This is a genomic window from Microcystis viridis FACHB-1342 (genome assembly GCF_014698335.1).
GTDB lineage: Bacteria > Cyanobacteriota > Cyanobacteriia > Cyanobacteriales > Microcystaceae > Microcystis > Microcystis ichthyoblabe_A.
This window is the reverse complement of record NZ_JACJSV010000012.1, coordinates 47,874-71,497: the sequence shown is the minus strand read 5'-3', so window position 1 is coordinate 71,497 and position 23,624 is coordinate 47,874. Positions and strand designations below refer to the sequence as shown.

The following is a 23,624-nucleotide window of genomic DNA, read 5'->3' as shown; positions in this document are numbered from 1 at the left end:
ATGGGGAAAGTAGTCTAATTCTGGTAGATATTATAACACATAAAAGCCAGATCGAAAAAAAGTTTTCGATAACTCCGTCTTGAGGCAGTCGTAAGAACTAAGCAGTTAAAGTATTTAACCAATTGATTAAATCTTCAACCGTAGAGAAATCGAATAAAGCTTCTCTCTCACAAGTCCAGAAAACGGGTTTCTCAAAGAAACCCGTTTTCTAAATAGCGCCTTTTTCTGATTTTTCTTGCCAAGTACCATGAAAACTGGGAGGGATAACACTGGGTAATTGCAGACAGCAAAGGGGTTCTTTTTCTAACTGCTGACTGTCATAGATTCTCACTTGGCTGCTGTGATTATTGCCGTCGTAAACCACGACGATTAACCATCCTGTCTCTGGAGATAAACCATCGGAGACAAAAATCGGTTCACTGCCATAACAGTTATTTTCTAGATAGGCAATAGTTAACTTACCTGTGGAGTGATTATAACAAGCGGGAAGTCCGATAATTTCCCGACGAATATCGCTATCGGGACGATGGACAGCTAAAAAAGTATTTTGCCATTTTTGTCCCGCCAGTTGCGGGGAAACCACAGGAAAATCACAGCTTAAATCTGAGAGAATTTCCTGATTAATCACCTTTGCTGATAGGGGATTAATAGTAATACTTGCCAATTTTCCGATGGCTAAGGTTTCGGTTTCACCCGTGGGAACTTCTTTTAAAAATTGATTAGTTTTAAAGTCATCATAACGGACAAAAACAATTTCAAGATTGCCTTGCTCATTCACACAACCATTAGCAAAGTGCCATTGAAACCATGAATCGGTAACACTTTCACTGACTAATTCCAGAGAATCTCGCTCAAAAATTAGTATTCTTGTTCCTAATTTTGGCTGCCACTGCATGGCATCACTAAAAGTTTTAAATCCCAACAGTATCAATAATTTATCCGCTTTTATCGGTGGAACGAAAAAGACCAAATACTGTCCTGCTAAAACAAAGTCATGCAGCAGAGACAATCTATCTAACTCAAAAGTGTTTTTCTGGATAATTTGACCAGTGGAGTCAGACTTATAGAGATTTAAACTAACTTTAGCACCGATTGTCACCCCGAAATTAAAAATCTCTCCTCTGGACAAATCTAGCTTAGGATGAGCGGAAAAAGTTTCCTTTGCTTGTAACCTAGATAAATTATCTAAACCTAGGGTTTCTAAAGATTGTAAATCTAATTTATGGGGAAAACCCCCTTCCCAGAGAGCTAATAATTTATCGGGTAAAGCTAACACCGAGGTGTTAGCGGCATTTTTTACCTCTTTTCCCCAATTATTCCAAAAGAAGCTGGGGGCATTCATGCCATAATTAGGAAATAAATATTGATTAGCGGCACTTTCTTGCTGATAACCAGCAGTCTGAACATAAAGATAGGTGGCACTGGCTCCATTATCATGAAAATGTACAGCTAAAACTGCCCCATCTCCGTCAAACCAATGACCAACTTTTTGCTTACCTCTTTCTAATCTCCCCGGACCATTGCGATAGAGACTACCCCGCAATCCATCGGGAATTTTCCCCGATAATAAGGTTAATTGGGTTTCAGAAAATTCCACTGCTGGTTTTTCTAAAGATTTTGCCCAAGCTTTCATAGATTTGCTTTTTTAGTGATTACATAGTTGAGTATAGCCCTAGACTAGGTTCAATGACAATAATTTCGGAAGTTTACCAGTTAATTAGTATTCGTCACAACCGATAAATTATATCATTATAAAGTATCGGGATCAATTCCCAGAGAACGGATATATTCAGCTAAACATTCAGCTTTAAAACGCTCCTGTTCTAATTGTAAACTTGCTTGTTCAGCTTTAAGACGCTCTTGTTCTAATTGTAAACTTGCTTGTTCAGCTTTAAGACGCTCTTGTTCTAATTGTAAACTCGCTTGTTCAGCTTTTTGAGATAACTCAAGAGAAGTTGAAAATTTCTGACCATCTAAACTATAAATTTCTAACCCATCTTCTCTCAAATCAAATCGGATACTTAACCGAGGACTAACCCATCCCTTAATCTCAGGTATAGAACTTAATAGTCCTTCCTGTCTCAACCATCCTTGAAAATTATGAGAATCGGGATCATAAAGATAGTATTCTTCCACTCCATAACGTTGATAAAACAGTAGTTTTCGCTCCATTTCTTCTAAGCTATTAGAAGGGGAGAGAATTTCAAAGACCACTTGAGGAGCAATGTTATCTTCTTGCCATTGTTTATAGGAACCCCGTCTTCCTTTCGGACGACCAAATACTACCATAACATCGGGAGCAACCGGTCCAGTAATTTTCTTATCTTGGACAGGATACCAGAGCAGATCTCCCGCAATAAAAACGTTAGGAGAATTAGCAAAGAGAATCTCAAGATTTTCTTTGATTTTAACGATCCATTCGTATTGTTCGGTATTATCGGCCATGGGGTTACCGTCACTGTCGGGGTATTCAATATCTGGATCAATAGCTGGTGTAAAGGTCATAATTTATACTCCTTTAAATATTCATAAAGTATCGGGATCAATTCCTAGAGAACGGATATATTCAGCTAAACGTTCAGCTTTAAGACGCTCTTGTTCTAACCTTTGAGATAACTCAAGAGAAGTTAAAAATTTCTGACCATCTAAACTATAAATTTCTAACCCATCTTCTCTCAAATCAAATCGGATACTTAACCGAGGACTAACCCATCCCTTAATCTCAGGTATAGAACTTAATAGTCCTTCCTGTCTCAACCATCCTTGAAAATTATGAGAATCGGGATCATAGAGATAGTATTCTTCCACTCCATAACGTTGATAAAACAGTAGTTTTCGCTCCATTTCTTCTAAGCTATTAGAAGGGGAGAGAATTTCAAAGACCACTTGAGGAGCAATGTTATCTTCTTGCCATTGTTTATAGGAACCCCGTCTTCCTTTCGGACGACCAAATACTACCATAACATCGGGAGCAACCGGTCCAGTAATTTTCTTATCTTGGACGGGATACCAGAGCAGATCTCCCGCAATAAAAACGTTAGGAGAATTAGCAAAGAGAATCTCAAGATTTTCTTTGATTTTCACGATCCATCCGTATTGTTCGGTGTTATCAGCCATGGGTTTACCGTCACTGTCGGGGTATTCAATATCTGGATCAATAGCTGGTGTAAAGGTCATAATTTCTGCTCTGAGGTTATTTGTCTGAAAATTAAATTCTAGCAGTGAGGTTATCTTTCCCCTCTAGTCCCAAAATAACATCGTCAATAAGGTTGCTCAAAATGTTTGTGTACTTTTGTTAAAAAGAAAAAGTTTTCTTGACAAAAAGAACAACTTGTGCTAACGAATAAATCTCTGACTTGACAAAAATTCCCCGCACTAGAAGCTGATCCAGGATAGCGATCGAGCGTTATAATCGAGCCATTACCCCGCGCTCCCGGTCGGGATGAGAAATCTATGATGACCGCTCTCTACGAAGAAGATTTTGTTCTCTGGACGGAAAAAACCGCCGAACTGTTAAAGCGAAAAGAGTTTGACCGGGTGGACTGGGAAAACCTGATCGAAGAGGTGGAGTGTATGGGAAAAAGCGACAGACGGGCTGTAGAGAGTTTGTTAACTCAATTATTAATCCATCTCCTGAAACTATCCTATTGGGAATCGGAAAAAGAACGGAATGCCCGTCATTGGCTCGAAGAAATCGCCAATTTTAGGGTTCAATTGGAAAGAAAGGTAGATAGTCCGACTCTCGCCAATCATCTGCGGGACACTTTCGAGACAGCCTACTCTGATGCCAGAAAATCCCTGATTAACGCGCGGATAGTCGATAAAAACGTGATTCCCCTAGAGTCTATATTCACTCTCCAACAGGTATTAGACGGGGATTGGTTCCCGATCGATATCGAACCTTTTTTGGAAACCCGTCCATAAATTGCAGGCATATCCCCGCAAAAAGATTAGGATTATCAGCGAATATAACCGAATATGAAAGATATCGAGCAAATCCGCCGCCAACTCATCGAACGCTACCAACAATTATCGGCACTCGATCAGGTGATCGTCCGTTTTTTTTCCCTAATCTATGAACCGATCGCCCGCAGCACTTTTCTAGACTGTTTAAATCAAGCTCATTACCGCGACGAGAACAACCGGCGATTTAACGGCCAAACCCTGAAATCCCATTTAGATATCCTCCTAGAAGCGGAAGTAATCACCCAGGACAAAGGCTACGGGCCGCGCTGTCATCCCCTCCTCGTCGAGATTGCCAGCCGTGATAGCGTTAGTAAGGGAGAATTCAAGCGTTTTGCCGAGATTATCAAGGCAAAACTGCCGCAACCCCGAACTCGTTGGGATGAAAGCCTAGTTTTTCAGGGAAAAGAGCAATTAATCCGAGAAATCCGTCTGGCCATCTATAGTCAGGATTTCGACTCGATCGAACAACAAATCGCCGATTATCAGAAAACCAGCTATTCTTCCTCAAAAACCAGCCTAGAAGACCTTCTCATCCTCATCTACGATAACCCCTTCGATGGGGATTGGTTACGGACGCAACCGACCAAATTTCAAGCCCTAGCACTAAATAGCATTCTTGTCAAGGCTTTTGAAAAAATAACTCGCGCCGATGGAGCTTTTTCCCTCCTAGAAGAACTCTGTCAAGACCAGACCAGTGTTTCCGAAGCCCATTTGTGGCTCGAACAGGCAATCATCCGAGGACAAAGCGATAAAGTGCGTCGGTATCTCGATCGCCCCTTCCCGGAAAGCCAAGCAGCAGCAATCGGAGCGATCCGGGGTTGGATTGCCTTTCTAGGCGGGGAAAACAGCAAAGCGATCCAAGAATACACCCTCGCCCTTAAAGCCCTAAAAAAAGCCAAAGGAAAACAAAAAATCTATTTTTCTTCGATTAGCGGCTTCTCCTTTATTTTCGCCCTCCTCAAAGAAGGAACCCCCGAACGTCTCGCCGAAGCCGCCAGCTATACCAATTGGGTGACGCGTCAAAACGATCATCCTTTCAGTCCTATCTATGCCCGTCTGGAAAAAATCATCGCTGCCCGTCAGGGAGATATGCAGGCCAAAGACGCAATCATCGACGCGACGATCAATCCCTACCAAATGGGCCAGGGTCTAGAGACTCTTATCTGTAGTATCTGTCTCTACTGGATGAGCAGCGACATCGCCAAAAAACATCTGCCCCGCCTACTCTTGCCCCTCTACAAAGATGCCAAGGCCGCCGGCTACCATTGGTTAGCCCTAGAAACCGGGGCCCTACTGTCCCGACTCGATCGAACCCCGGAAGTGGAGGTGCTTAAAAACCAGCGTCTCCCTTCCCCCCTGGTAGATGCGATCGAACCCCAAGAAGCTTGGCAACTGTGTCTGAATGCCTTGACTAATCTGTGCGCGCCAACACCAACCCCGGGTAAATCTAACCCCGTCGTCCGCCTTGCTTGGTTTCTCTCTATCCATTCCGAGGATTATTTCCTGCAACCAAAAGAACAGAAACTCGACGCGCGGGGTAATTGGAGTCGTGGCCGTCCCGTCTCCCTTAAACGTCTGCGAAAAACCGGGGAAATTGACTATTTAACCCCGCAAGACCTGAAAATTTGCGCCCATATCTTCGTGGAATCCAGTTACTATGGCCAGAACGAGTATCACTTTGAGCGCCGGGCCATTATCGAACTGATCGGTCATCCCCTGGTGTTTTGGGAAGATTCCCCCGGAACGCGGGTAGAAATCGTCGCCGGGGAACCAGAATTGCGAGTAAGTAAGGAAAAATCGGGTAAATTAATCCTGTCTTTACTGCCCGATCTCAGCGATCACCAAGAAGTGCTGATTTGGAAAGAAACCCCCACTCGCATTAAGGTAATCGAAGTCAAGCCAGAACACCGAAGCATCGCCGACATTATCGGCAAAAGCAACCGCCTAGAAGTACCCGACAAGGGCCGGGAAAAAGTCCTGGCCGCGATCAATTCCCTGTCCGGGATGGTGACAGTACATTCCGATATCGGGGGAGGAAAAGCAGCCCGGTCAGTGGCAGCCGATAGTCAACCCCGGATTCATCTCTTACCGGCCGGAGAGGGTTTAAAAGTGGCGGTTCTCAGCCGTCCTTTTGGGGCAGCCGGTCCCTATTTCCAGCCTGGAAAAGGGGGCGAAACAGTGATCGCCGAGATCGAGGGGGAACGGCTGCAAACAACTAGGGATTTGGCCCTGGAGAAAAAACTGGCCCAAACAGCGATCGATTCTTGTCCGATCCTGATCAGTTTTGAGGAGGAAAATGGGGAATGGCGGCTAGAAAATCCAGAGGATTGTCTAGATCTACTGCTAGAATTGCGGGAATTAAACGATAGCGTCCTCGTGGAATGGCCGGAAGGGGAAAAATGGCGGGTGACGCGTCAGCTTCGATTACAAGACCTACACCTAAATATCCACAGTCAACGGGATTGGTTTGCGGTCAGTGGGGAACTGCACCTAGAGGAGAAATCGGTGCTGAGTATGCAGGAGTTGATGAAATTGCTAGAGGGATCGCCGGGGCGGTTTATTCCCCTCGGAGATGGTCAATTTCTTGCTCTAACCGAGGCATTTCGGGAACGGTTACAGGAAATGCGTGCTTTCTCGGAAAAGTCCGGCGACGGTTTGCGGTTTCATCCCTTCGCTGCCCCGATGCTCTCGGAACTCACCGAGGAAGTGGGACAACTCAAGGCCGATAAACGTTGGCGCGATAATTTACAACGCTTTCAGGAGAGTCAGGATTTTACTCCAGAAGTCCCCTCAACTCTACAGGCAGAATTGCGCGACTATCAATTGGAAGGCTTTCGCTGGTTAGCTAGACTGGCCCGGTGGGGGGCCGGGGCCTGTTTGGCCGATGATATGGGATTAGGGAAAACTTTACAAGCTCTGGCAGTGATCCTAACCCGCGCCTCCGAGGGACCGACTTTAGCGATCGCTCCTACTTCAGTATGTTTGAACTGGATTAGTGAGGCGGAAAGGTTCGCACCCACCTTAAATATCATCCAACTGGGAACAGGCGATCGGCAAGCGCTACTCGATCGACTGCAACCTTTTGATCTGTTGGTCTGTAGCTATGGGTTATTACAGCAGGAAGAAGTTGCCACCATGTTGGCCGGGGTAGAATGGCAGACAATCGTTCTCGATGAGGCCCAAGCGATTAAGAATTTCTCCACCAAGCGATCGAAAGCCGCGATGAATCTGCGGGGGGATTTTAAACTAATCACCACAGGAACACCGATCGAGAATCATTTAGGGGAATTATGGAATCTTTTCCGTTTTATTAACCCCGGATTGTTGGGGTCTTTGGAAAGTTTTGATCGCCGTTTCGCCACCCCGATCGAAAAATACGGCGATAAAACCGCTCGCGAACAGTTAAAAAAACTGGTGCGGCCTTTCCTTCTCCGGCGCACCAAAAACCAAGTTCTGGCGGAATTACCGCCCCGTACCGAGATTTTAGTCCCGATCGAGTTAAGCGTCGAGGAGAAGGCGTTTTACGAGGCCTTACGGCGGCGTGCTTTGGAGAAATTAAGCGAGAGTGACAGTACCGCCGGGGCAAAACATCTCCAGGTACTGGCAGAGATCATGAAATTACGCCGGGCCTGCTGTCACCCGCAGTTAGTGGCTCCAGATTTGGATTTAGCCGGCTCAAAATTGTCCCGTTTCGGGGAAATTCTGGATGATTTATTAGATAATCAGCATAAAGCGTTGGTGTTTAGTCAATTTGTCGATCATTTAGCGATTATCCGCAGTTATCTCGAGCAACGGCAGATAAAATATCAATACCTCGATGGTAGTACCCCAGCCAGCGATCGGCAGAAACAGGTGAAAGCGTTTCAAGCGGGGGAAGGGGACGTATTTTTAATTAGTTTAAAAGCCGGGGGGACAGGATTAAATCTCACCGCAGCCGATTATGTTATCCATCTTGATCCCTGGTGGAATCCCGCAGTGGAGGATCAGGCCTCCGATCGCGCTCACCGCATCGGCCAAAAACGTCCGGTGACGATTTATCGCTTAGTGGCCAAGGATACGATCGAGGAAAAAATTGTCGATCTGCACCACCATAAACGCGATCTCGCCGATAGTTTATTGGAGGGGACTGACGCCAGCGGCAAGTTATCCACTGACGAATTATTGCGCTTAATGGCCGAGGGATAAAAATATCCCCGACGCAGTTTAGACTAACTTTTTGATAGCTGCTACTAACTGCTCGATTTCTGATGGCAAAGTGAAATAATGAACACAGGCACGCACACAGAGGGGGTCGAGGAGAGTTCGCAGTAAAAACCCTTGTTTTTCTAGCTGTTGCACTAAATTTTGTGGGCTGATGGCCGAGTCAATTTGAAAGGAAACTAAACCGGATTCTGGCGGAGAATTTTTTAAACATTTCACCCCTTTAATTGTGTTTAATTCTCCCCAGAGATAAGCCGCTAATTGACAGATTTTTTCGTATCTTTGTCCCCCATCACCCCAGGCGTTATGTACCGCAATAGTTGCCCTTAAACCCTCAAATTGAGGATAGGCAGAAGTGGCCACTTCAAAGCGTCTAGCATCGGGTTTCCAACCGATAGGCTGTCCTTGCTTATCTGTTTCAATACTGCGCCAACCGATAAAAGTGGGCTGTAAACTAGGGAAAATTTCGGGACGAATATACAATCCCCCCACACCGGCCGGTCCACACCACCATTTATGACCCGTAAAAGCATAACAATCGGCGGCAGTAGTGCTTAAATCTAAGGGCAAACAACCCACGGATTGGGCAGCATCCACCACCACTAAAACGGGTTTTTCGGTGACAGAATTATCATGACAAAGCTGGGAGATTTCCTTGAGGGGTAAAACCTGTCCAGTATTCCAGAGAACGTGACTGACCACCAAAACCCTAGTTTTTGGACGTAAATGAGCGGAAATCACTTCTATCGGGTTGCCGCCGTTTAAAGTTTCCCGAATAGGACAAGTGGAGATTTCCAGATGATAACGACGGGCAATTTCCCGAACTGTGGCGATAATTCCGGGGTGTTCACAATCAGTTAGTAAAATATGTTCCCCCGCTTGCCAATCAACCCCCCAGAGGGCGATATTACAGCCTACAGTGACATCCTCGGTGATAGAGAGATTGCTCGGGCTGATTCCCAATTCTTGCGCCATTTCTTGCCTGAGAAGTTCCGTTTTTTTGGTAATCCAATCGTTTACCTGTCCTGAAAAAGGCCCCTTTTGTTGGAGAAAATTATAGGTATCGATAATCGCTTCTAATCCGGCCTTGGGCAAGGTTCCCTGACCACCGAAATTAAAATAAACTTTATTGCTAAGTCCCCGAAATTCCTGTCTTTGTTCGGCTAAATCCGGTTTACTAGGGGCGCAATCGAGGCTATTTTCGTCTAAATTCTGCATAAGTGAGGAGATGGGGAGTCAGTTATCAGTTATCAGTTATCAGTTAGAAGGTGTTGGGTTTTGGGGTTTTAGTTGAATTCCCCATTCCCCCATTTTACCACTTCCTGACGACCGACTCCTGACGACTAACGGCTGAATTCTATCGACGGATCAAGTCGCAATTATCACAATAGTATTAAAGCAGAGGAAACATACTTGTGAATGTTTTCTTTTTTTAGTTTATTATTTTTTACCTTGAATGTCAGCCGGGAGGCTATGTATGTTTTACCGATGAGACGGGGCTTTTAAAGGAGCGAAGTAATTCGCCCCAGGGTTCCCCTCATGAAAAGCTGACCAGTATAGAACAGCACTTCGACACATTTCGCCACATTTTGATTCTCCAAACACTTATATTTATATTTATATTTATCGTCCTTGTTAAATATACTCAAAAAAGCTAAGTAGTCGTGCAAAATAAATTTCCTAGTGAAGAAAGGCAAAAGGCAAAAGGCAAGAGGTGGTTAGATATGTGTAATTAATTTTGCTTAGGTACTTATGATAGGGCATATTGGAAACTGGCACCTCGAGTTGCGCTCGGTTCGACTACGCTCACCGAGCGCAAGGGGAGATTTAAGCTCTATCCCATGAGTGCGATGGGAGTGTCAACAAAATCTGGGCAGACAGGGCCTACCCGATCATAATTATTTCTGGGGAGGGTTGGAAGCGGAAGGACTGCGATCGATGACTTGATCGATTAAACCATAGTCTAGAGCCTCTTCGGCGGACATAAAGAAATCCCTTTCCGTATCCTCGGCGATGAGGTCGAGAGGTTTACCGGTATGACTAGCTAGGTGTTGATTGAGTAATTGTTTGAGATAGAGAATTTCTTTGGCCTGAATTTCGATATCGGTGGCCTGACCTTGGGCGCCGCCGAGGGGTTGGTGAATCATGATCCGCGAGTTGGGTAGGCTCATTCTTTTGCCCGGTTTGCCGGCACTGAGGAGAAAAGCCCCCATACTGGCGGCTAAACCAATACAAATGGTGCTGACATCGGGACGGATTTGATTCATGGTGTCAAAAATCCCTAATCCGGCCGAAACGGAACCACCGGGGGAGTTGATATACAAGTAAATATCTTTTTCGGGGTCTTCTGCTTCTAGAAAGAGTAATTGGGCGACGATTAGGTTAGCCAGGTCGCTGGTTACTTCTTGTCCCAAAAAGACGATTCTTTCCCGGAGTAGTCGGGAGTAGATATCGAAGGCGCGTTCGCCCCGGCCTGTGGTTTCAATAACGGTAGGAATCATTGCGCTTTCTTGTCTTGCTGCTGCGGTTAGTTTTTTGATTTTGACATACTCCCACCGTCAAGCTACGCTGTGACGGGGGATTCTTCCCATATCACTATCGGAAATTCCTTGTTCAACGAGACAGCTTAGATTCTCAATGTCTCCATTCAAAATCCAGAGGTCGGACTCTCCCAAGGCGTTTGGGTCGGTTTCTGTTTGCCCAACAGTACCGTTGAGATGATTTCCCAAATATTTCAACCCTTTTTTAAGAATATTTATTGCTGCATTATGATCCCTATCTATGACTGTTTGACAATTAGGACATTGATGAGTTCTAGTGCTTAAGGTTTTTTGAACTCTCGTCCCACAAACTGAACAATCTTGAGAAGTAAAATGCGGTGGTACAGCAACACAAACAATCTGATAAATCTTGGCAAAATAATTCAGCCATTGAGTGAATTGATACCAAGAAGCATCGGAAATCGACTTGGCGAGCTTACGGTTTTTGACTAAGTTTCTTACCTTTAAAGCTTCATAGACTACCAAATCATTAGACTGGACTAACGCCAAAGCCTCTTTAATTGCTTTGTCTTTACGTTGTCTTGATACTTTAAGATGAAGCCTAGCTACTTTTACCCGTTGCTTGTGATAGTTTTTAGACTGTTTCTTTCCTTTACGGAATTTCTTAGATAATCGTCGTTGTGCTTTTTGAAGTCGTTTTTCTGACTTTCTTAAATAACGTGGATTCTCTACAGTATTGCCTTGAGCATCGGTATAAAACTCCTTTAACCCTAAGTCAATTCCTGTTATTTGTCCCGTCGGTTTATGGTATTCTTGCCGTTCTACGTCAATCAGAAACTGGCAATAATAACCGTCAGCACGTCTAACAACTCTTACCCGTCTAATCTGTTGCTCTGAATAATAAACTAAGGTCTTTTGACTACACCATAAATCAAATTCTCCTGCTTTAAAGCCATCAGTAAATCTGATTTTACGTCGATCATCAGATAGTTTGTAGCCTGTTAGTTTGTATTCAACAGAACGACTATGCTTTTTGAACCGAGGAAAACCCTTTTTCTCTGGTATATTAGCATGACAATTCTGATAAAACTTACTAATTGATTGCCAGGCTCTATCAGCAGCAGATTGACGTGCTTGTGAGTTTAATTTATTAACCCAAGGAGTCTCTTTATTGTTAGCTAGTACCGAGCAAAGTTTTTGGAGATTATTGCGGGTTGTACCCTTATGATCCATCCAATAACGAACACAAGAATTACGCACAAACTGAGAAGTTTTGATAGCTTCATCAAGCCGGTGATATTGCTCTAGTGTCCCGTTTTTTAGCTTTGCTTCTACGACTAGCATATAACAATTCTCGACCATTGGTTAAGTAGATTATAACACAGTTTGTCCACAGATGGTGGAATTAAACCGATGCTCCGTTGCTAATATTCTGGTCGGATTTCATCCCCCGCTAATTTTTGTGAGTATCTTATCGAAAAATGTAGCGGGGGTATTCATCCGATATTTTAGGTAACTTAGAGAATGGGAAGTGGGGAAGTGGGGAAGTGGGGAATTTCAACTAAAACCCCAACACCCTAACACCTAACGGCTAACGGCTAAAAATAATCTTCTCGATGGCATCTAGGGCGGTTTCTAGGTCATCATTGACGATTTGATGGGGGAATTCCTCGCTGGCGGCCAATTCTTCTCGGGCGCGCTCCAGGCGACGGGCGATCGCTGTTTCGGCATCTTTGCCCCGGTCGCGCAAACGACGTTCTAATTCCTCGAAACTGGGGGGTAGGATAAAGATTCTCCTCGCTTCGGGGAAGCTTTTACAGACCTGTCTGGCTCCCTCTAATTCGATTTCTAGAATGACGGTCTGGCCTGCCGCTAATTGAGCGGCGATCGCTGATTGGGGTGTTCCATAGTAGTTGCCCGCGTATTCAGCCGATTCGAGAAATTCTCCGGCTGCCATTTTCTCCTCGAAACTGGGACGGTCGAGAAAGTAGTAATCTTCCCCCTCAATTTCACCCGGTCGAGGTGGGCGCGTAGTGGCGGATACGGACAGGTAGAGGTTAGGGAAACGAGTTAGTAAATGCCGTACTAGCGTACCCTTGCCCACACCGCTAGGGCCAGTAATGACGATTAATTGACCGGGTTGCATGGGGTTAATAACTTAGTTGCTACTATTAACAGGGGCTTCCTTGTTGACCACGAAACGGTGAGCCACGGTTTCTGGTTGAATGGCCGACAGCACTACATGACTAGAATCGGTGATGATCACCGCACGAGTCCGTCTTCCGTATGTAGCATCGATTAAACAGCCTTTATCCCGAGCATCACTGATGATGCGTTTGATAGGAGCCGATTCTGGGCTAACGATGGCGATAACCCGATTAGCGGAAACAATATTACCGAAGCCGATGTTGATCAGTTGTATATCCATAAGTTAACAAAGGTGCAGTCCTTTGTACAAAAGAGTGTGGAGGTATGATTACAATGTTATCGAGAAAGATTTAGCCTTACAACGCTAAAAATAACATTCTTAATCACATTTTAGTATTTTTTCAGGTTTTTTGCGATTTTAATTAAATTTGTTTACACGAGTCTCTATCTTAGGGAGTAAATAGTCCAAAAGTCGGGAAAATTAGGGAATTTTGGGGAGTGGGGAGCAGGGTGTGGGGTGTAGGGTGTGGGGTGTGGGGTGTAGGGTGATGGGGTGATGGGGGAGTGGGGTGATGGGGTGATGGGGTGATGGGGTGATGGGAGAACAAATAAAAATAATCTCCTGACTCCTGACGACCGGCTACTGACTCCTGATCACTGATCACTGTTAAGAATGTCCCCGGCAATGGCATGATAATTATGGTGACTAATAAGTATTCTCTATCCTTGGTGGGTGTGTTAGACTATGGGTTTTGCTGATCTATCGATCGCTGATATTGCGGCAGAGTACGATCTGGCCGATGAATCTGTGTTGTCACTTTGCGACCAATTAGGCATCTCCTATAAAGATCGGCAGACTAATCTCGCCCTAGAAGATGCTAAAGCAATTATCTCACTGATTTTATCCCAACGCTCAGGAGTAACCGCCTCGAAAACGGAAACGTCCCCTTGACTTTATTCCCCACTGCGATCTTCTCGGTGTCCGTGATCACTTAGAATCGATCGACACCCTCCCAGAGGAGAAAATTTTTTAGTCACCTTAAAATCCCCTTTCTTGGAACAATTGCGAGTAGGAGAACAATGATCAAACGTTTGATTGTGGCAGCGATCGCTGTAGTCTTTTTTGTATTACAATTCAATCTTAACGGCGCTAGTGCCTTAGAACTCAATGAAAAAACCCTCACCATCACCCTCAATGACGCAGGGGAATCGGTGACTTTGACTTCTGAACAAGCGACGGAAGGACAGAAACTTTTTGTCGCCAATTGTACTAAGTGTCACCTGCAAGGTAAAACCAAAACTAATAATAACGTCAGTTTGGGTCTGGGTGATCTGGCAAAAGCGGAACCTCCCAGAGATAATCTGTTAGCATTGATTGATTATCTAGAACATCCCACCAGTTACGATGGTGAAGATGATCTAAGCGAATTTCATCCCAATGTTAGCCGTCCGGATATCTTCCCAGAATTACGCAATCTGACCGAAGATGATGTGTATAACGTCGCCGCTTATATGTTGGTTGCTCCCCGTCTAGACGAGCGTTGGGGTGGTACAATTTACTTCTAAATTGCCCTCCATATATCCCTCGATCCCTCTAGATTTCTAGGGGGATTTTTGATTAGACAGCAAATAGTTGTAAAAATTCTTTGAGTTCATTTAATACTTCATGCTCAAAGTTCCAAATGTCTTTTTTGGTTAAAGCATGGGATAAATTACAATATTTCTTAGCCTCTCTTTTTTCATTCTGTGATGGTGTATCTTCCCTGATATAGTTTTGAATCCACAATTTATCAATTTTTTTACGATTTATATCAATATTTTTTTGTGCAAGACAGGATCGCCAAGCTTCTACACAATCAGCATGGGGAGAATCTTGGGTTTTAATTTCTCTCAACACTGTCTCTAGTTCTCCCTGTTCATTAACATGAAGAAAATGACAACCTATTTGAGTATTCGTAGAAGCATTTAATTGAAATAGCTTTTGGGTATCATCTATCCTGGCTGCTTCTCTAAAAACTCTTTGAATACATTGACTAACCAGAGCAAGTCTTTCTTCTCTGGTTTGTTCATCTAAATCTAAAACAATACCTATCTTTTGAATATCATCTTTGAGCAGGGTGTTATTAAGTCGTTTCAGTCGTTGTTCAAGGCTACGATAATTTTCTCGTTCTATTCCGTCTAGAATATAAAATTCAACAATAGTTATCCTTAAATGATTCGATTCATTAATATGCTCAATAATAGCTCGTAAAAAAGCCGCATCATCTTGACTTTCAACAATTATTACATTAGCCACGATTCTACTCACCTCTGATTCGATCATTATGCTTGAGAGCGTAATCTAAGATATCTAATTCACTTTTAATACCGATAATTTTATCAGTTCTGGGACTCCTTGCTAGTTCAAAATAGGCCCCCTGTTCTGGATAATATTCTAACCCCACATCGGCAAAAGCTTGGATCATCTCTAAACTATGGGTTGTGGCAAAAATTTGGCTATCTAGTTCGATAGCTAATCGGAATAAAGTTTTCCAAATATCTGGGTAAGCAGTATAGTGAAGACCATTTTCTATTTCATCGATAAAAATAATTTTTTTAGGATTGATGAGTAGAGCAAAAATCATCTCTATCAGACGATTAATAGCTTCACCAAACAGAGATATGGGTAGGCGTTTTCTCTCTTTTCTTTTCAGATATAAATTTGGTTCACCCAGAAAAAAACTTTCTATTTTTTCAATGGACGGATCGAGAATTTGTAGAGCTTTTAGCACTTCTTCTTCCTGTTCATTAAAAACTATTTTAGTATAGGACTCGCTCAATTCTTCCAAAGATTTATTGACAGATGCGGCAATGATTACTGGTTCCTCATCACCCCCATTAGGTAAAGCGAGTATTCCCTCAGAACTAGCAATTAAAAAATAGTTCAGTTGACCATCATTTGAGTCATTATCATGGTCAAAACTTGTGTGAATATTTAAGATAGAAATAACTGATTTATTTTTAGCGATAAAATCGTATAATTTTTGTAAGTCTTCAGAGATTCCTAGAATACTATCTTTAAGAGAACTAGAAATCGATATTTTTACCAATTTATCTCCTTGGTTAGATTGGGAGCCTTTTAACTCAATAATATTTTTTTTATCAAGATTGAATAATAAATCATCCCAAGCATTTTTGGGAACAGCCTGAACAACTGCTAAAGATTGCCTACGAATAATTCCTCTGATGTAGGGATGAATAGTATTTGGATAGGGATAACTATATAAAAATATTGCCTCTAATAGGGCAGTTTTCCCTGAATTGTTTTTACCGCCAATTAAATTAACTCGCTCAAAACCTTCAATTTTGGTATGCTCAAAACATCTAAAATTACTAATTTCAATATCCTTAATCATGTTGACCTCCTGGCTGGATAAGCATAAATTTAGGGTTAGGAATGACCCTGGCAAGATGGGGATTTTTTTACTTAATTCTAGACGAGAATCCCCTCCAACTCTCAAACCGGTGACTATCCCCCACCGAAACTGCCGCCCTAAGAGATAATAGAGACAGGGATTTATTTACATTTCTTCATCATGGCTAGAGACTTACGAGGATTTATTAAGCTTTTAGAAGATCGTGGCCAATTACGCCGCATTAGTGCATCGGTCTCTGCCGATTTAGAAATTGCCGAGATCGCTAATCGGATGCTGCAGGTGGGGGGACCAGCCCTACTGTTTGAAAACGTGCAAGAGGCCGAGTTTCCCGTCGCTATTAACCTGATGGGAACGGTAGAACGCATCTGTTGGGCGATGAACCTGAATAAACCCGAAGAATTGGAAGATTTAGGCAAAAAACTCGCCCTCTTGCAACAACCGAAACCGCCGAAAAAACTCTCCCAAGCGATCGACTTTGGTAAAGTGTTGTTTGATGTCCTGAAAGCCAAACCCAACCGTAACTTTTTCCCTGCCTGTCAACAGGTAATTTTAGAGGAGGATGAAGTAGATTTAAAGAAAATTCCGATGATTCGCCCCTATTCCGGCGATGCAGGCCAGATTATCACCCTAGGGCTAGTAATTACTAAAGATTGCGAAACGGGAACCCCTAACGTCGGTGTCTATCGCTTACAGCTACAGTCTCACAATACCATGACCGTCCACTGGTTATCCGTGCGCGGTGGGGCGCGTCACCTGCGAAAAGCGGCGCAAATGGGCAAAAAACTAGAAATAGCCATCGCTTTGGGGGTTGATCCTCTAATTATCATGGCCGCTGCCACTCCTATCCCCGTAGATCTGTCAGAATGGCTGTTTGCGGGATTGTACGGTGGTTCTGGGGTACAGTTAGCCAAGTGTAAAACCCTCGATTTGCAAGTGCCGGCCGACGCAGAAATCGTCCTGGAAGGAACAATTACCCCCGGAGAGGTATTGCCAGATGGACCCTTTGGTGATCACATGGGTTACTATGGCGGTGTGGAAGATTCACCCCTGATTCATTTCCACTGCATGACCCATCGTCGCGACCCCATTTATTTAACCACTTTTAGCGGTCGTCCTCCCAAGGAAGAAGCGATGATGGCGATCGCTCTTAATCGTATTTATACGCCGATTTTACGGCAACAGGTGTCGGAAATCAGGGATTTTTTCCTACCGATGGAAGCTTTAAGCTATAAAGCGGCGATTATCTCCATTGATAAGGCCTATCCCGGACAAGCGCGGCGAGCGGCCTTAGCTTTTTGGAGTGCCTTACCCCAGTTCACCTATACTAAATTTGTCATCGTCGTCGATAAGGAGATTAATATTCGCGACCCCAGGCAAGTGGTTTGGGCAATTAGTTCTAAAGTGGATCCGGTTCGCGATGTGTTTATTCTCCCGGAAACCCCCTTTGATAGCCTCGATTTTGCCAGCGAAAAGGTCGGTTTGGGGGGGAGAATGGGAATTGATGCCACGACAAAAATGTATCCTGAAACTGACCACGAGTGGGGGGAACCTTTGGAGTCGGATCCGGCCATGGCGGTCAAGGTTTCTCAACGCTGGTCAGAATACGGTTTAATCGATATTAATTTACAAGAAGTAGATGCCAATAAATTTGGCTATGAAATGTAGATTTATTCGACTAAGCTGTCAGCTAAGAGGCATTTTAAAAGATTTAGAATCTTGTCTTCTGACAAAAGATTCGCAAACTTCAGCAAAAATGATTCTACAGATAATGGTAAACCAAAACGTCAATGTAGAGATTGTGGCGATCGATTTAACACTACCTCAATTTTCTCAAAAAAATCGACCCGCCGCTAGGCGGGAGACAAAGGGCAAAAGAGCAAAATAAGGGAGGGTTAAAGTCCTGGGGAGACACAGGCAAACCGAATGATAAAGGTGGTGCGTTAAAGCGGATTGTTAATTTTAGTTTTTTGACCGAATTGATAGCCGCAAACACGCACCTTACACTCTACTAAAAGTGGGAGGTTTTCAACCCAAATTTTCTGGTAAAATGATTAAGGATAATTGGCCAAAACTTTATGAGGATTTAAGCCTGTGATTATCAAAGAGTTAGAAGAGCAACTTCTTGCCCTCAAACCTAGCGAAAAAGTGCAGGTAATCCAGTTACTCGCTCAAAGTCTGGGTGGTGATTGGCAGGGAATTGAGAAAACGCCTAAAGTTTGCGGCGGACAAGCTTGCATTGCCAATACAAGAATTCCAGTTTGGGTGTTAGTAGAAGCTCGTCGTCTTGGTTATAGTGATGCTGATTTATTAACAAGTTATCCGACTATTAAGGCTACGGATTTAGCTAATGCTTGGGTATATGCGGCAGCTCATGAAGATGAGATTGATTTGCTCATTGAGCAGAATGAGGCAGTTTAGGGGATGGCACGTTTTTACGCAGATGAGCAGTTTCCTTTGCCGGTTGTGGAATTGTTGAGAAATTTGGGGCATGATGTTTTGACGGTGCAAGAAGCGGGAAATGCTAATCAACAAATTTAAAATAGAGACAAAATATTCTCATCTAGATGCCACATCATTTCATCTAGATGGAGAATATAAAAGTGAAGAAAAAAAAGAGAAAAAAGAAGAAGAGATTATCAAAGAAAGACCAATAATTATTACCAAAGGATATTCTCGTGACCATCGACCAGATTTGAAAGAATGCGTCTTAGACTTAATAACAACCCAGGATGGAGACGTACCATTATTTGTGAGAGTTGGAGATGGAAATGAAGAAGGGTAAGCTGTCTTTGGCAAAATCTTAGTAGAATTTAAAAAACAAATAAAATTTGACAGTATTATGGTCTGTGACAGTGCCTTATATAGTCAAGAGAATCTTTAACTAATTCAACATCTAAAATGGATAAGTAGAGTTCCCATGACGATAAAAAGAGCCAAAGAATTAGTCCAAAATGCAGAAATGGAAGAAATAGATGCCAAGGAAAGAGAAAAAAGGGCAGAGCTAAATTTCTGACAGGGGAACAAGCAAGCTGAAAAGCTCATTTAGCATGGAATACAGACACAGACTCCCAAAAAAGATAAGTCATATTTACTATGTATGACCTAGATAACGAAAATGATAAGTGAACTATACCAGAAAGTGTTAGAAAATGAACTGGGACGAGCCGGATATCTACTGTTGTTAATGATAGTTGGAACCTGGCAAATACTAAAGCAAGCTAAGTTAGAGATATTAGCAGAAGCACTACCAATACCAATCCTGTTTGAGAGTCGGAGAAAAAAACTAAAAAGATTTTTAAAGCTGGAAATTCTGAATATTGAAAAAATCTGGTTTCTCTGCCTAAAAGAGATGTTAAAACAGCAGCAGAGATTCACAATAAAAGGATTAGTATATATTGCCATAGACCGGACGAGTTGGGGAGCAATTAATATCTTGATGGTGAGTCTAATTTATGACAAGAGAGCCATCCCAATCTATTGGGAGATATTAGATAAAAAAGGAAGTAGTAATCTCGAAGAACAGCATCGAGTATTGGGGAAAATATTGACGGTGCTATCAGGTCATAAAATAGTGGTATTAGGAGATAGAAAATTTTGCTCGGTTAGTCTTGGAAAGTGGTTTCAGAAGCAGAGTTTATACTTTTGTTTAAGACAAAAACAAAGTACAAATGTGAAGACAAAAGAAGGAATTTATCAAGCAATGAGAGAGTTAGGAAATGAGAGAGTTAAGTTTAAGTCCAGAAACTCAACTATTTTTGAAGGATGTCAATATTACAAAAGAGCAGGGATTTGTCGAGTTTAACTTAGCGGGTAAGTGGAAAAAAACTATGGGGGTTTTCAAACAAAAGAACCTTGGTATATTCTGACAAATTTTGGAGATTTAGAGACGGCAATAATTGCCGATCAAAAAAGATTTGATATTGAGGAGATGTTTCGAGATTTTAAGTCGGGAGGCTATAGCTTAGAAGGTTCTCAATTAGCACCGAAATACCTATCAAAGCTGATAATTGTTATAGCTATCGCCTATACAAGTGCCACACTACAAGGTAAAAAAATTAAGGACATGGGAATCCAAAAATATGTCACAAGACCTGAAAAAAGATATAAAGGTCAACGCAGACACAGCAGTTTTTATGTGGGTCAACATCTCTATCATTGGCTCCAGCTACATCAAATGTTCCAAAAAAATATAGAAGAGCTAATGCAAATTAGCCGCTATCGGTTGAAGGATTACATCAAAGGACAAAGAGCGATATTGCTTGCCCTATCTACCTTCTAGCTCGCTTGTCCCCCTCTCAGAAAAACTTGACCAACTATCATTGGCTTACTTATTCTTAATTTGTTACTTTACTTTCCAAGGCGGATTTGGTATTACTTAGGCTGTTTGACCGCCTAGGTACTAGGCTATGGCTTTTCTACCAGCACTTTTTGAGAATTTACTAATGAGTGGGCTTGTGAGAGTTGAGGGTAATTAGAGTAAACTGAAAAGGTGTTATCATTTGGAGGTAAGTTGTTTTCGTTAACCACACAGCAAGCTATTAAGTCGGTTGAGCTTTGCCAAAGTCTCTCGGATGGATTTCGGGACATTGTTTTATTCCGATTTGACCCGTTACGGGGCGAAATTTATATCTTGGCAGGTGAAGACATTGAATTGATTATTTATGCCGATAGAAATTGGGAGTTTTTGCCAAATGAAGCCTAATTTTAACGAAATGAGCAAGTCCACTCTCAGAGCCTATGTTCTACAACACCGTGAGGATGATGAGGCTTTGCGGGCGTTGATGAGTCGTCGTGATCCGAATGCGATCAGGTATAATTTCCCTAGTACGGAGGAGGGTTTACGTCAAATGGAGGAGGTGATTCGCCGTAAAATTGAAGGGACTTTATAGGTATAGTCTTTTTTGCGGCTGACTCTGGGGTCTGGCAAATGCTGAAAATGCTGAAGAACAATCTTTCTCAAGAGCTTTGCTTCTTGTTGCTGCTGGCGGGTCAAAACTAGCTGACCAAAGCCTTTTGCCATAATAACTAACTGGGGAATGCCGACCGCTGTTCATTCTTAGGTTAACCCATTGAGTGTCTCCGAGACCGACTCAAAGGTTGTCAAGCTGGCACTCTATACTCCGTGTCGTTTGTCAAGTACAATTTGTACCAAAGTAAAGCAGTAATCTACCTACAAATATTTGAGTAACCTAACACAATGCAGTCATTTTTAACGATCTTCAACATTATTTGGGACAATGATCTATTTCATTGGATTACCCTTGCCGTTTTTTCAATTGCAACAGTATCGAAACTTAACGCCTAGTGAATTAGTAAATAGAGATAAATATACACTACCGCCTATCCCAATTTTTAGCGAATATATTTCAGAAATTTCTCCGTACTTTATCAAGAGCAATCAAGTAAATAGCGATACCGTTGATTGGTTATTGCGTTGCCTTGATCAAATGCCAGAGAGAGAACAAGCTTCTTCGGTTGATTTTATTTTAAGTAATCTTTCGATAGATATTGCTATTAAATTTCCACTATTAGTTTCATGGCTAAAAAATAATTATAACAATCATCAGAAACAAGCTCTTATTTCTCTAGTAGCTAGGCAAAACTTTAGAAATTTAATAGGAGCTATTAATTATAACAATTTTCGAGACTTAGTGAACTTAATTGTCAATAATATATACCTTGGAAATAATGATGAAAAGCAACTTATAAATCGCCAGCTTTTCTGGAGTAATTATAGCAATAGTTTTATGAGAATAAAAATTTTACTTCCTGAACAAACCTATTCTATTATTGGCAATAAATTTAGGGAATATCAAGACATTCTGAAATTAGAAGATGACGGAAGCAATCCCACAGAGTTGTGTATATTTGATTTTTGATAGTGAAACAGAAAGTCTGTTGATATTAAGTTGAGTGCGATCGCTGATCTGGTAGATTGCGTTAGACAACAATCCCAAAATTAGGGGCGCAAAGAACTTGCACCCTCTAGATATCACAGTAATTCCCCTGACCGTGGCTTCTAGCGGATCATTGCCCGGAGGGAACTAGAAAGTTGATTGGCTGCCCGTGCGGCCACCAATCCCGAAAGGGCAGCAACCACCACTGTAGCAAGGCAGGTTAGCTGGGCTGCCCCCGGCCCCCCCACCCCCAGCACCATCGCTACGGCAGTCAAAGGTAGGCGATAGCCACCAGCAATACCGGCCGCTGCCCCCGCCGCACCCGCCAGATCCCCCGAAATCTCAAAGGTGGTGGCGAACACCCGGCCACTGAGGTCGCCGATCGCCAGAAAAGGGACAAACACGCCGCCACAGCCCCCGGCTAAAACCGCAGCGGTGGTGGCCGCGGCCCGGAGCAGAGCTACCGCTAACAGATGGTAAGGAGTTGTTTTAATGTTTTCGGCCCAGACGATAGCAGCTCCCCCCGGCCCAAAAGCCGCTGCCGGAGTCGCCACCCGTCCGATCACGATCGCCAAGAACAGCATCATCAGGCCACCAATGAGGAGACGAGTGCCAGGCCTGTCCCGCAAGCCTCTGGCCCAGTAGATCGCCTCACCGGTGAGGGCTGTAATCATGCCAGCGATCGCTCCGATCGATAAAGTGGCACCCACCGCATCCCAGAAGTCAGTCGGGGCAACCTGCGGCACCACCAGCCGGATCAGTTGCAGCTTAAAGGCAGCGTTGACTCCCCATCCCACCAGTCCCCCGGCTAACATCGCCGCTGCCCGCTCCGGGGTGATCGGAACCTGGCGTCGCTGACTCAACTCAAACATAAAAAAGCTGCCCACCAGAGGGATTCCCATCAGGGCAGAAACACTGGCCGCACCGCCACCGATGGCCAGAGGCCGCACCAGTTGACGCAGGGCTGGATTTATGCTACCCAACCAGGTTCCCGTCGCCACGCCAATATGAGCCGCCGGTGATTCTGTTCCCATGGGCGCACCCAGTCCAACGGTGGAGAGGATGGCCAGGGCGCGCAAGGGGGCTAGATTCCAGGGGAAGCGCTCTTCGGCGCCGGATGCGTTCACCACGTCACCGGTCAGGTCGGCGCGAGCAATGTCATGGGGGAAGGAGTACCAGGCCATGAGAGAACCCCAGCGGCCAGAGGCAGTGGCCTCGCGGGGAGCTAAGGTCTGCACAGGTTGGCCCTTACCCAGTCCAAACAGGACTAGCACTGCTAAGGTAACGCCCACCAGCGGCAGCAGCAGTAGCCAAAAGTTACCTAGGTCAGAGGCAATTCTCAGGGTTTGCTTAATTGCCTCAGTCAGCAGTACCGCAGCCAGAGAGCCGATCAAACCGCCGAGCAGACCAGCAACGGCCCATGGGCCTACCCTGGTTAACAGAAGTTGTAGTTTGTTATTTAGCATCGCGCACAGAAAGTTAAGCTTTTATTGTTC

Annotated in this window: 24 protein-coding genes and 2 pseudogenes; 13 read left to right on the top strand and 13 right to left on the bottom strand. The window is 43.7% G+C overall.

Annotated elements, in window-relative coordinates:
- Nucleotides 1-97: 97 nt before the first annotated feature.
- From H6G40_RS24125 to H6G40_RS06535, 4 genes and pseudogenes are all read right to left on the bottom strand, one after another.
- Nucleotides 98-163: pseudogene (locus H6G40_RS24125) on the bottom strand (DUF4351 domain-containing protein); the annotation flags it as partial.
- 45 nt (nt 164-208) lie between these two features.
- Nucleotides 209-1,633, bottom strand: a complete 1,425-nt coding sequence (locus H6G40_RS06545) for a carotenoid oxygenase family protein (protein WP_069473971.1) — start codon at nt 1,631-1,633, stop codon at nt 209-211.
- 116 nt (nt 1,634-1,749) lie between these two features.
- Nucleotides 1,750-2,505 (bottom strand): Uma2 family endonuclease, encoded by a 756-nt coding sequence (locus tag H6G40_RS06540; protein WP_069473970.1) that lies wholly within the window; start codon nt 2,503-2,505, stop codon nt 1,750-1,752.
- Between the two features lie 21 nt (nt 2,506-2,526).
- Entirely contained in the window at nt 2,527-3,177 is a 651-nt protein-coding gene (locus H6G40_RS06535) for a Uma2 family endonuclease (RefSeq protein WP_069473969.1), read from the bottom strand.
- A 276-nt stretch (nt 3,178-3,453) separates the two neighbouring features.
- Between H6G40_RS06535 and H6G40_RS06530 the strand changes: the two genes are divergently transcribed.
- Nucleotides 3,454-3,924: a DUF29 domain-containing protein gene (locus H6G40_RS06530; RefSeq protein ID WP_176721624.1), complete on the top strand. Its 471-nt coding sequence runs from the start codon at nt 3,454-3,456 to the stop codon at nt 3,922-3,924.
- A gap of 54 nt (nt 3,925-3,978) precedes the next feature.
- Nucleotides 3,979-8,151 (top strand): DEAD/DEAH box helicase, encoded by a 4,173-nt coding sequence (locus tag H6G40_RS06525; protein WP_190537430.1) that lies wholly within the window; start codon nt 3,979-3,981, stop codon nt 8,149-8,151.
- 18 nt (nt 8,152-8,169) lie between these two features.
- On the opposite strand, the gene H6G40_RS06520 is transcribed toward H6G40_RS06525, so the two are convergent.
- The 6 genes from H6G40_RS06520 to H6G40_RS06495 all read right to left on the bottom strand — a co-directional run bounded on the left by H6G40_RS06520 (nt 8,170) and on the right by H6G40_RS06495 (nt 13,480).
- Complete coding sequence (locus tag H6G40_RS06520; RefSeq protein WP_069473966.1) at nt 8,170-9,384, bottom strand: aminotransferase class V-fold PLP-dependent enzyme; 1,215 nt, start codon at nt 9,382-9,384, stop codon at nt 8,170-8,172.
- Nucleotides 9,385-10,064: 680 nt separating this feature from the next.
- A complete protein-coding gene (gene clpP, locus H6G40_RS06515; RefSeq protein ID WP_223210934.1) occupies nt 10,065-10,706 on the bottom strand; it encodes an ATP-dependent Clp endopeptidase proteolytic subunit ClpP in 642 nt (213 codons plus the stop codon).
- 18 nt (nt 10,707-10,724) lie between these two features.
- The gene (locus H6G40_RS06510; protein ID WP_069473965.1) at nt 10,725-12,011 is read right to left on the bottom strand and encodes an RNA-guided endonuclease InsQ/TnpB family protein; all 1,287 of its coding nucleotides are present in this window, start codon (nt 12,009-12,011) and stop codon (nt 10,725-10,727) included.
- 247 nt (nt 12,012-12,258) lie between these two features.
- Nucleotides 12,259-12,813 (bottom strand): guanylate kinase, encoded by a 555-nt coding sequence (gmk, locus tag H6G40_RS06505; protein WP_002736224.1) that lies wholly within the window; start codon nt 12,811-12,813, stop codon nt 12,259-12,261.
- Nucleotides 12,814-12,825: 12 nt separating this feature from the next.
- Nucleotides 12,826-13,095 (bottom strand): extracellular matrix/biofilm regulator RemA, encoded by a 270-nt coding sequence (gene remA, locus H6G40_RS06500; RefSeq protein ID WP_002737924.1) that lies wholly within the window; start codon nt 13,093-13,095, stop codon nt 12,826-12,828.
- A 169-nt stretch (nt 13,096-13,264) separates the two neighbouring features.
- On the bottom strand, nt 13,265-13,480 hold the full coding sequence (locus tag H6G40_RS06495; RefSeq protein ID WP_206755282.1) for a hypothetical protein: 216 nt from the start codon (nt 13,478-13,480) through the stop codon (nt 13,265-13,267).
- An 80-nt stretch (nt 13,481-13,560) separates the two neighbouring features.
- On the opposite strand from H6G40_RS06495, the gene H6G40_RS06490 reads away from it, so the two are divergent.
- Nucleotides 13,561-13,767, top strand: a complete 207-nt coding sequence (locus H6G40_RS06490) for a hypothetical protein (RefSeq protein ID WP_002735525.1) — start codon at nt 13,561-13,563, stop codon at nt 13,765-13,767.
- A gap of 128 nt (nt 13,768-13,895) precedes the next feature.
- Nucleotides 13,896-14,381: a photosystem II cytochrome c-550 gene (psbV, locus tag H6G40_RS06485; protein ID WP_002785283.1), complete on the top strand. Its 486-nt coding sequence runs from the start codon at nt 13,896-13,898 to the stop codon at nt 14,379-14,381.
- A gap of 52 nt (nt 14,382-14,433) precedes the next feature.
- On the opposite strand, the gene H6G40_RS06480 is transcribed toward psbV, so the two are convergent.
- Both H6G40_RS06480 and H6G40_RS06475 read right to left on the bottom strand, forming a co-directional pair.
- A complete protein-coding gene (locus tag H6G40_RS06480; RefSeq protein ID WP_069473964.1) occupies nt 14,434-15,138 on the bottom strand; it encodes a DUF3226 domain-containing protein in 705 nt (234 codons plus the stop codon).
- Nucleotides 15,116-16,210: an AAA family ATPase gene (locus tag H6G40_RS06475; RefSeq protein ID WP_069473963.1), complete on the bottom strand. Its 1,095-nt coding sequence runs from the start codon at nt 16,208-16,210 to the stop codon at nt 15,116-15,118. The genes H6G40_RS06480 and H6G40_RS06475 overlap by 23 nt, the downstream gene beginning before the upstream one ends.
- A 180-nt stretch (nt 16,211-16,390) precedes the next feature.
- Between H6G40_RS06475 and H6G40_RS06470 the strand changes: the two genes are divergently transcribed.
- From H6G40_RS06470 to H6G40_RS06435, 9 genes and pseudogenes are all read left to right on the top strand, one after another.
- Nucleotides 16,391-17,896, top strand: a complete 1,506-nt coding sequence (locus tag H6G40_RS06470; protein WP_069473962.1) for a UbiD family decarboxylase — start codon at nt 16,391-16,393, stop codon at nt 17,894-17,896.
- 426 nt (nt 17,897-18,322) lie between these two features.
- A complete protein-coding gene (locus tag H6G40_RS06465; protein WP_002774079.1) occupies nt 18,323-18,649 on the top strand; it encodes a DUF433 domain-containing protein in 327 nt (108 codons plus the stop codon).
- A 3-nt stretch (nt 18,650-18,652) separates the two neighbouring features.
- Nucleotides 18,653-18,769 (top strand): DUF5615 family PIN-like protein, encoded by a 117-nt coding sequence (locus H6G40_RS06460; protein ID WP_002737600.1) that lies wholly within the window; start codon nt 18,653-18,655, stop codon nt 18,767-18,769.
- Nucleotides 18,753-19,238 (top strand): annotated as a pseudogene (locus H6G40_RS06455) (IS1634 family transposase); the annotation flags it as partial. The gene H6G40_RS06460 and the pseudogene H6G40_RS06455, both read left to right, overlap by 17 nt.
- 132 nt (nt 19,239-19,370) lie before the next feature.
- Nucleotides 19,371-20,033 (top strand): hypothetical protein, encoded by a 663-nt coding sequence (locus H6G40_RS23195; protein ID WP_242028722.1) that lies wholly within the window; start codon nt 19,371-19,373, stop codon nt 20,031-20,033.
- A 12-nt stretch (nt 20,034-20,045) separates the two neighbouring features.
- Complete coding sequence (locus tag H6G40_RS23190) at nt 20,046-20,510, top strand: hypothetical protein (protein WP_242028721.1); 465 nt, start codon at nt 20,046-20,048, stop codon at nt 20,508-20,510.
- A gap of 210 nt (nt 20,511-20,720) precedes the next feature.
- Nucleotides 20,721-20,933, top strand: coding sequence for a DUF6888 family protein (locus tag H6G40_RS24120; protein WP_002736601.1), 213 nt, complete (start codon nt 20,721-20,723; stop codon nt 20,931-20,933).
- Nucleotides 20,923-21,120: a DUF6887 family protein gene (locus tag H6G40_RS06440; protein WP_002736866.1), complete on the top strand. Its 198-nt coding sequence runs from the start codon at nt 20,923-20,925 to the stop codon at nt 21,118-21,120. Before H6G40_RS24120 ends, H6G40_RS06440 begins: the two co-directional genes overlap by 11 nt.
- A gap of 348 nt (nt 21,121-21,468) precedes the next feature.
- On the top strand, nt 21,469-22,110 hold the full coding sequence (locus tag H6G40_RS06435; protein WP_069473961.1) for an EH signature domain-containing protein: 642 nt from the start codon (nt 21,469-21,471) through the stop codon (nt 22,108-22,110).
- 140 nt (nt 22,111-22,250) lie between these two features.
- On the opposite strand, the gene H6G40_RS06430 is transcribed toward H6G40_RS06435, so the two are convergent.
- The gene (locus H6G40_RS06430) at nt 22,251-23,594 is read right to left on the bottom strand and encodes a chloride channel protein (protein ID WP_002794756.1); all 1,344 of its coding nucleotides are present in this window, start codon (nt 23,592-23,594) and stop codon (nt 22,251-22,253) included.
- Nucleotides 23,595-23,624 lie beyond the last annotated feature (30 nt).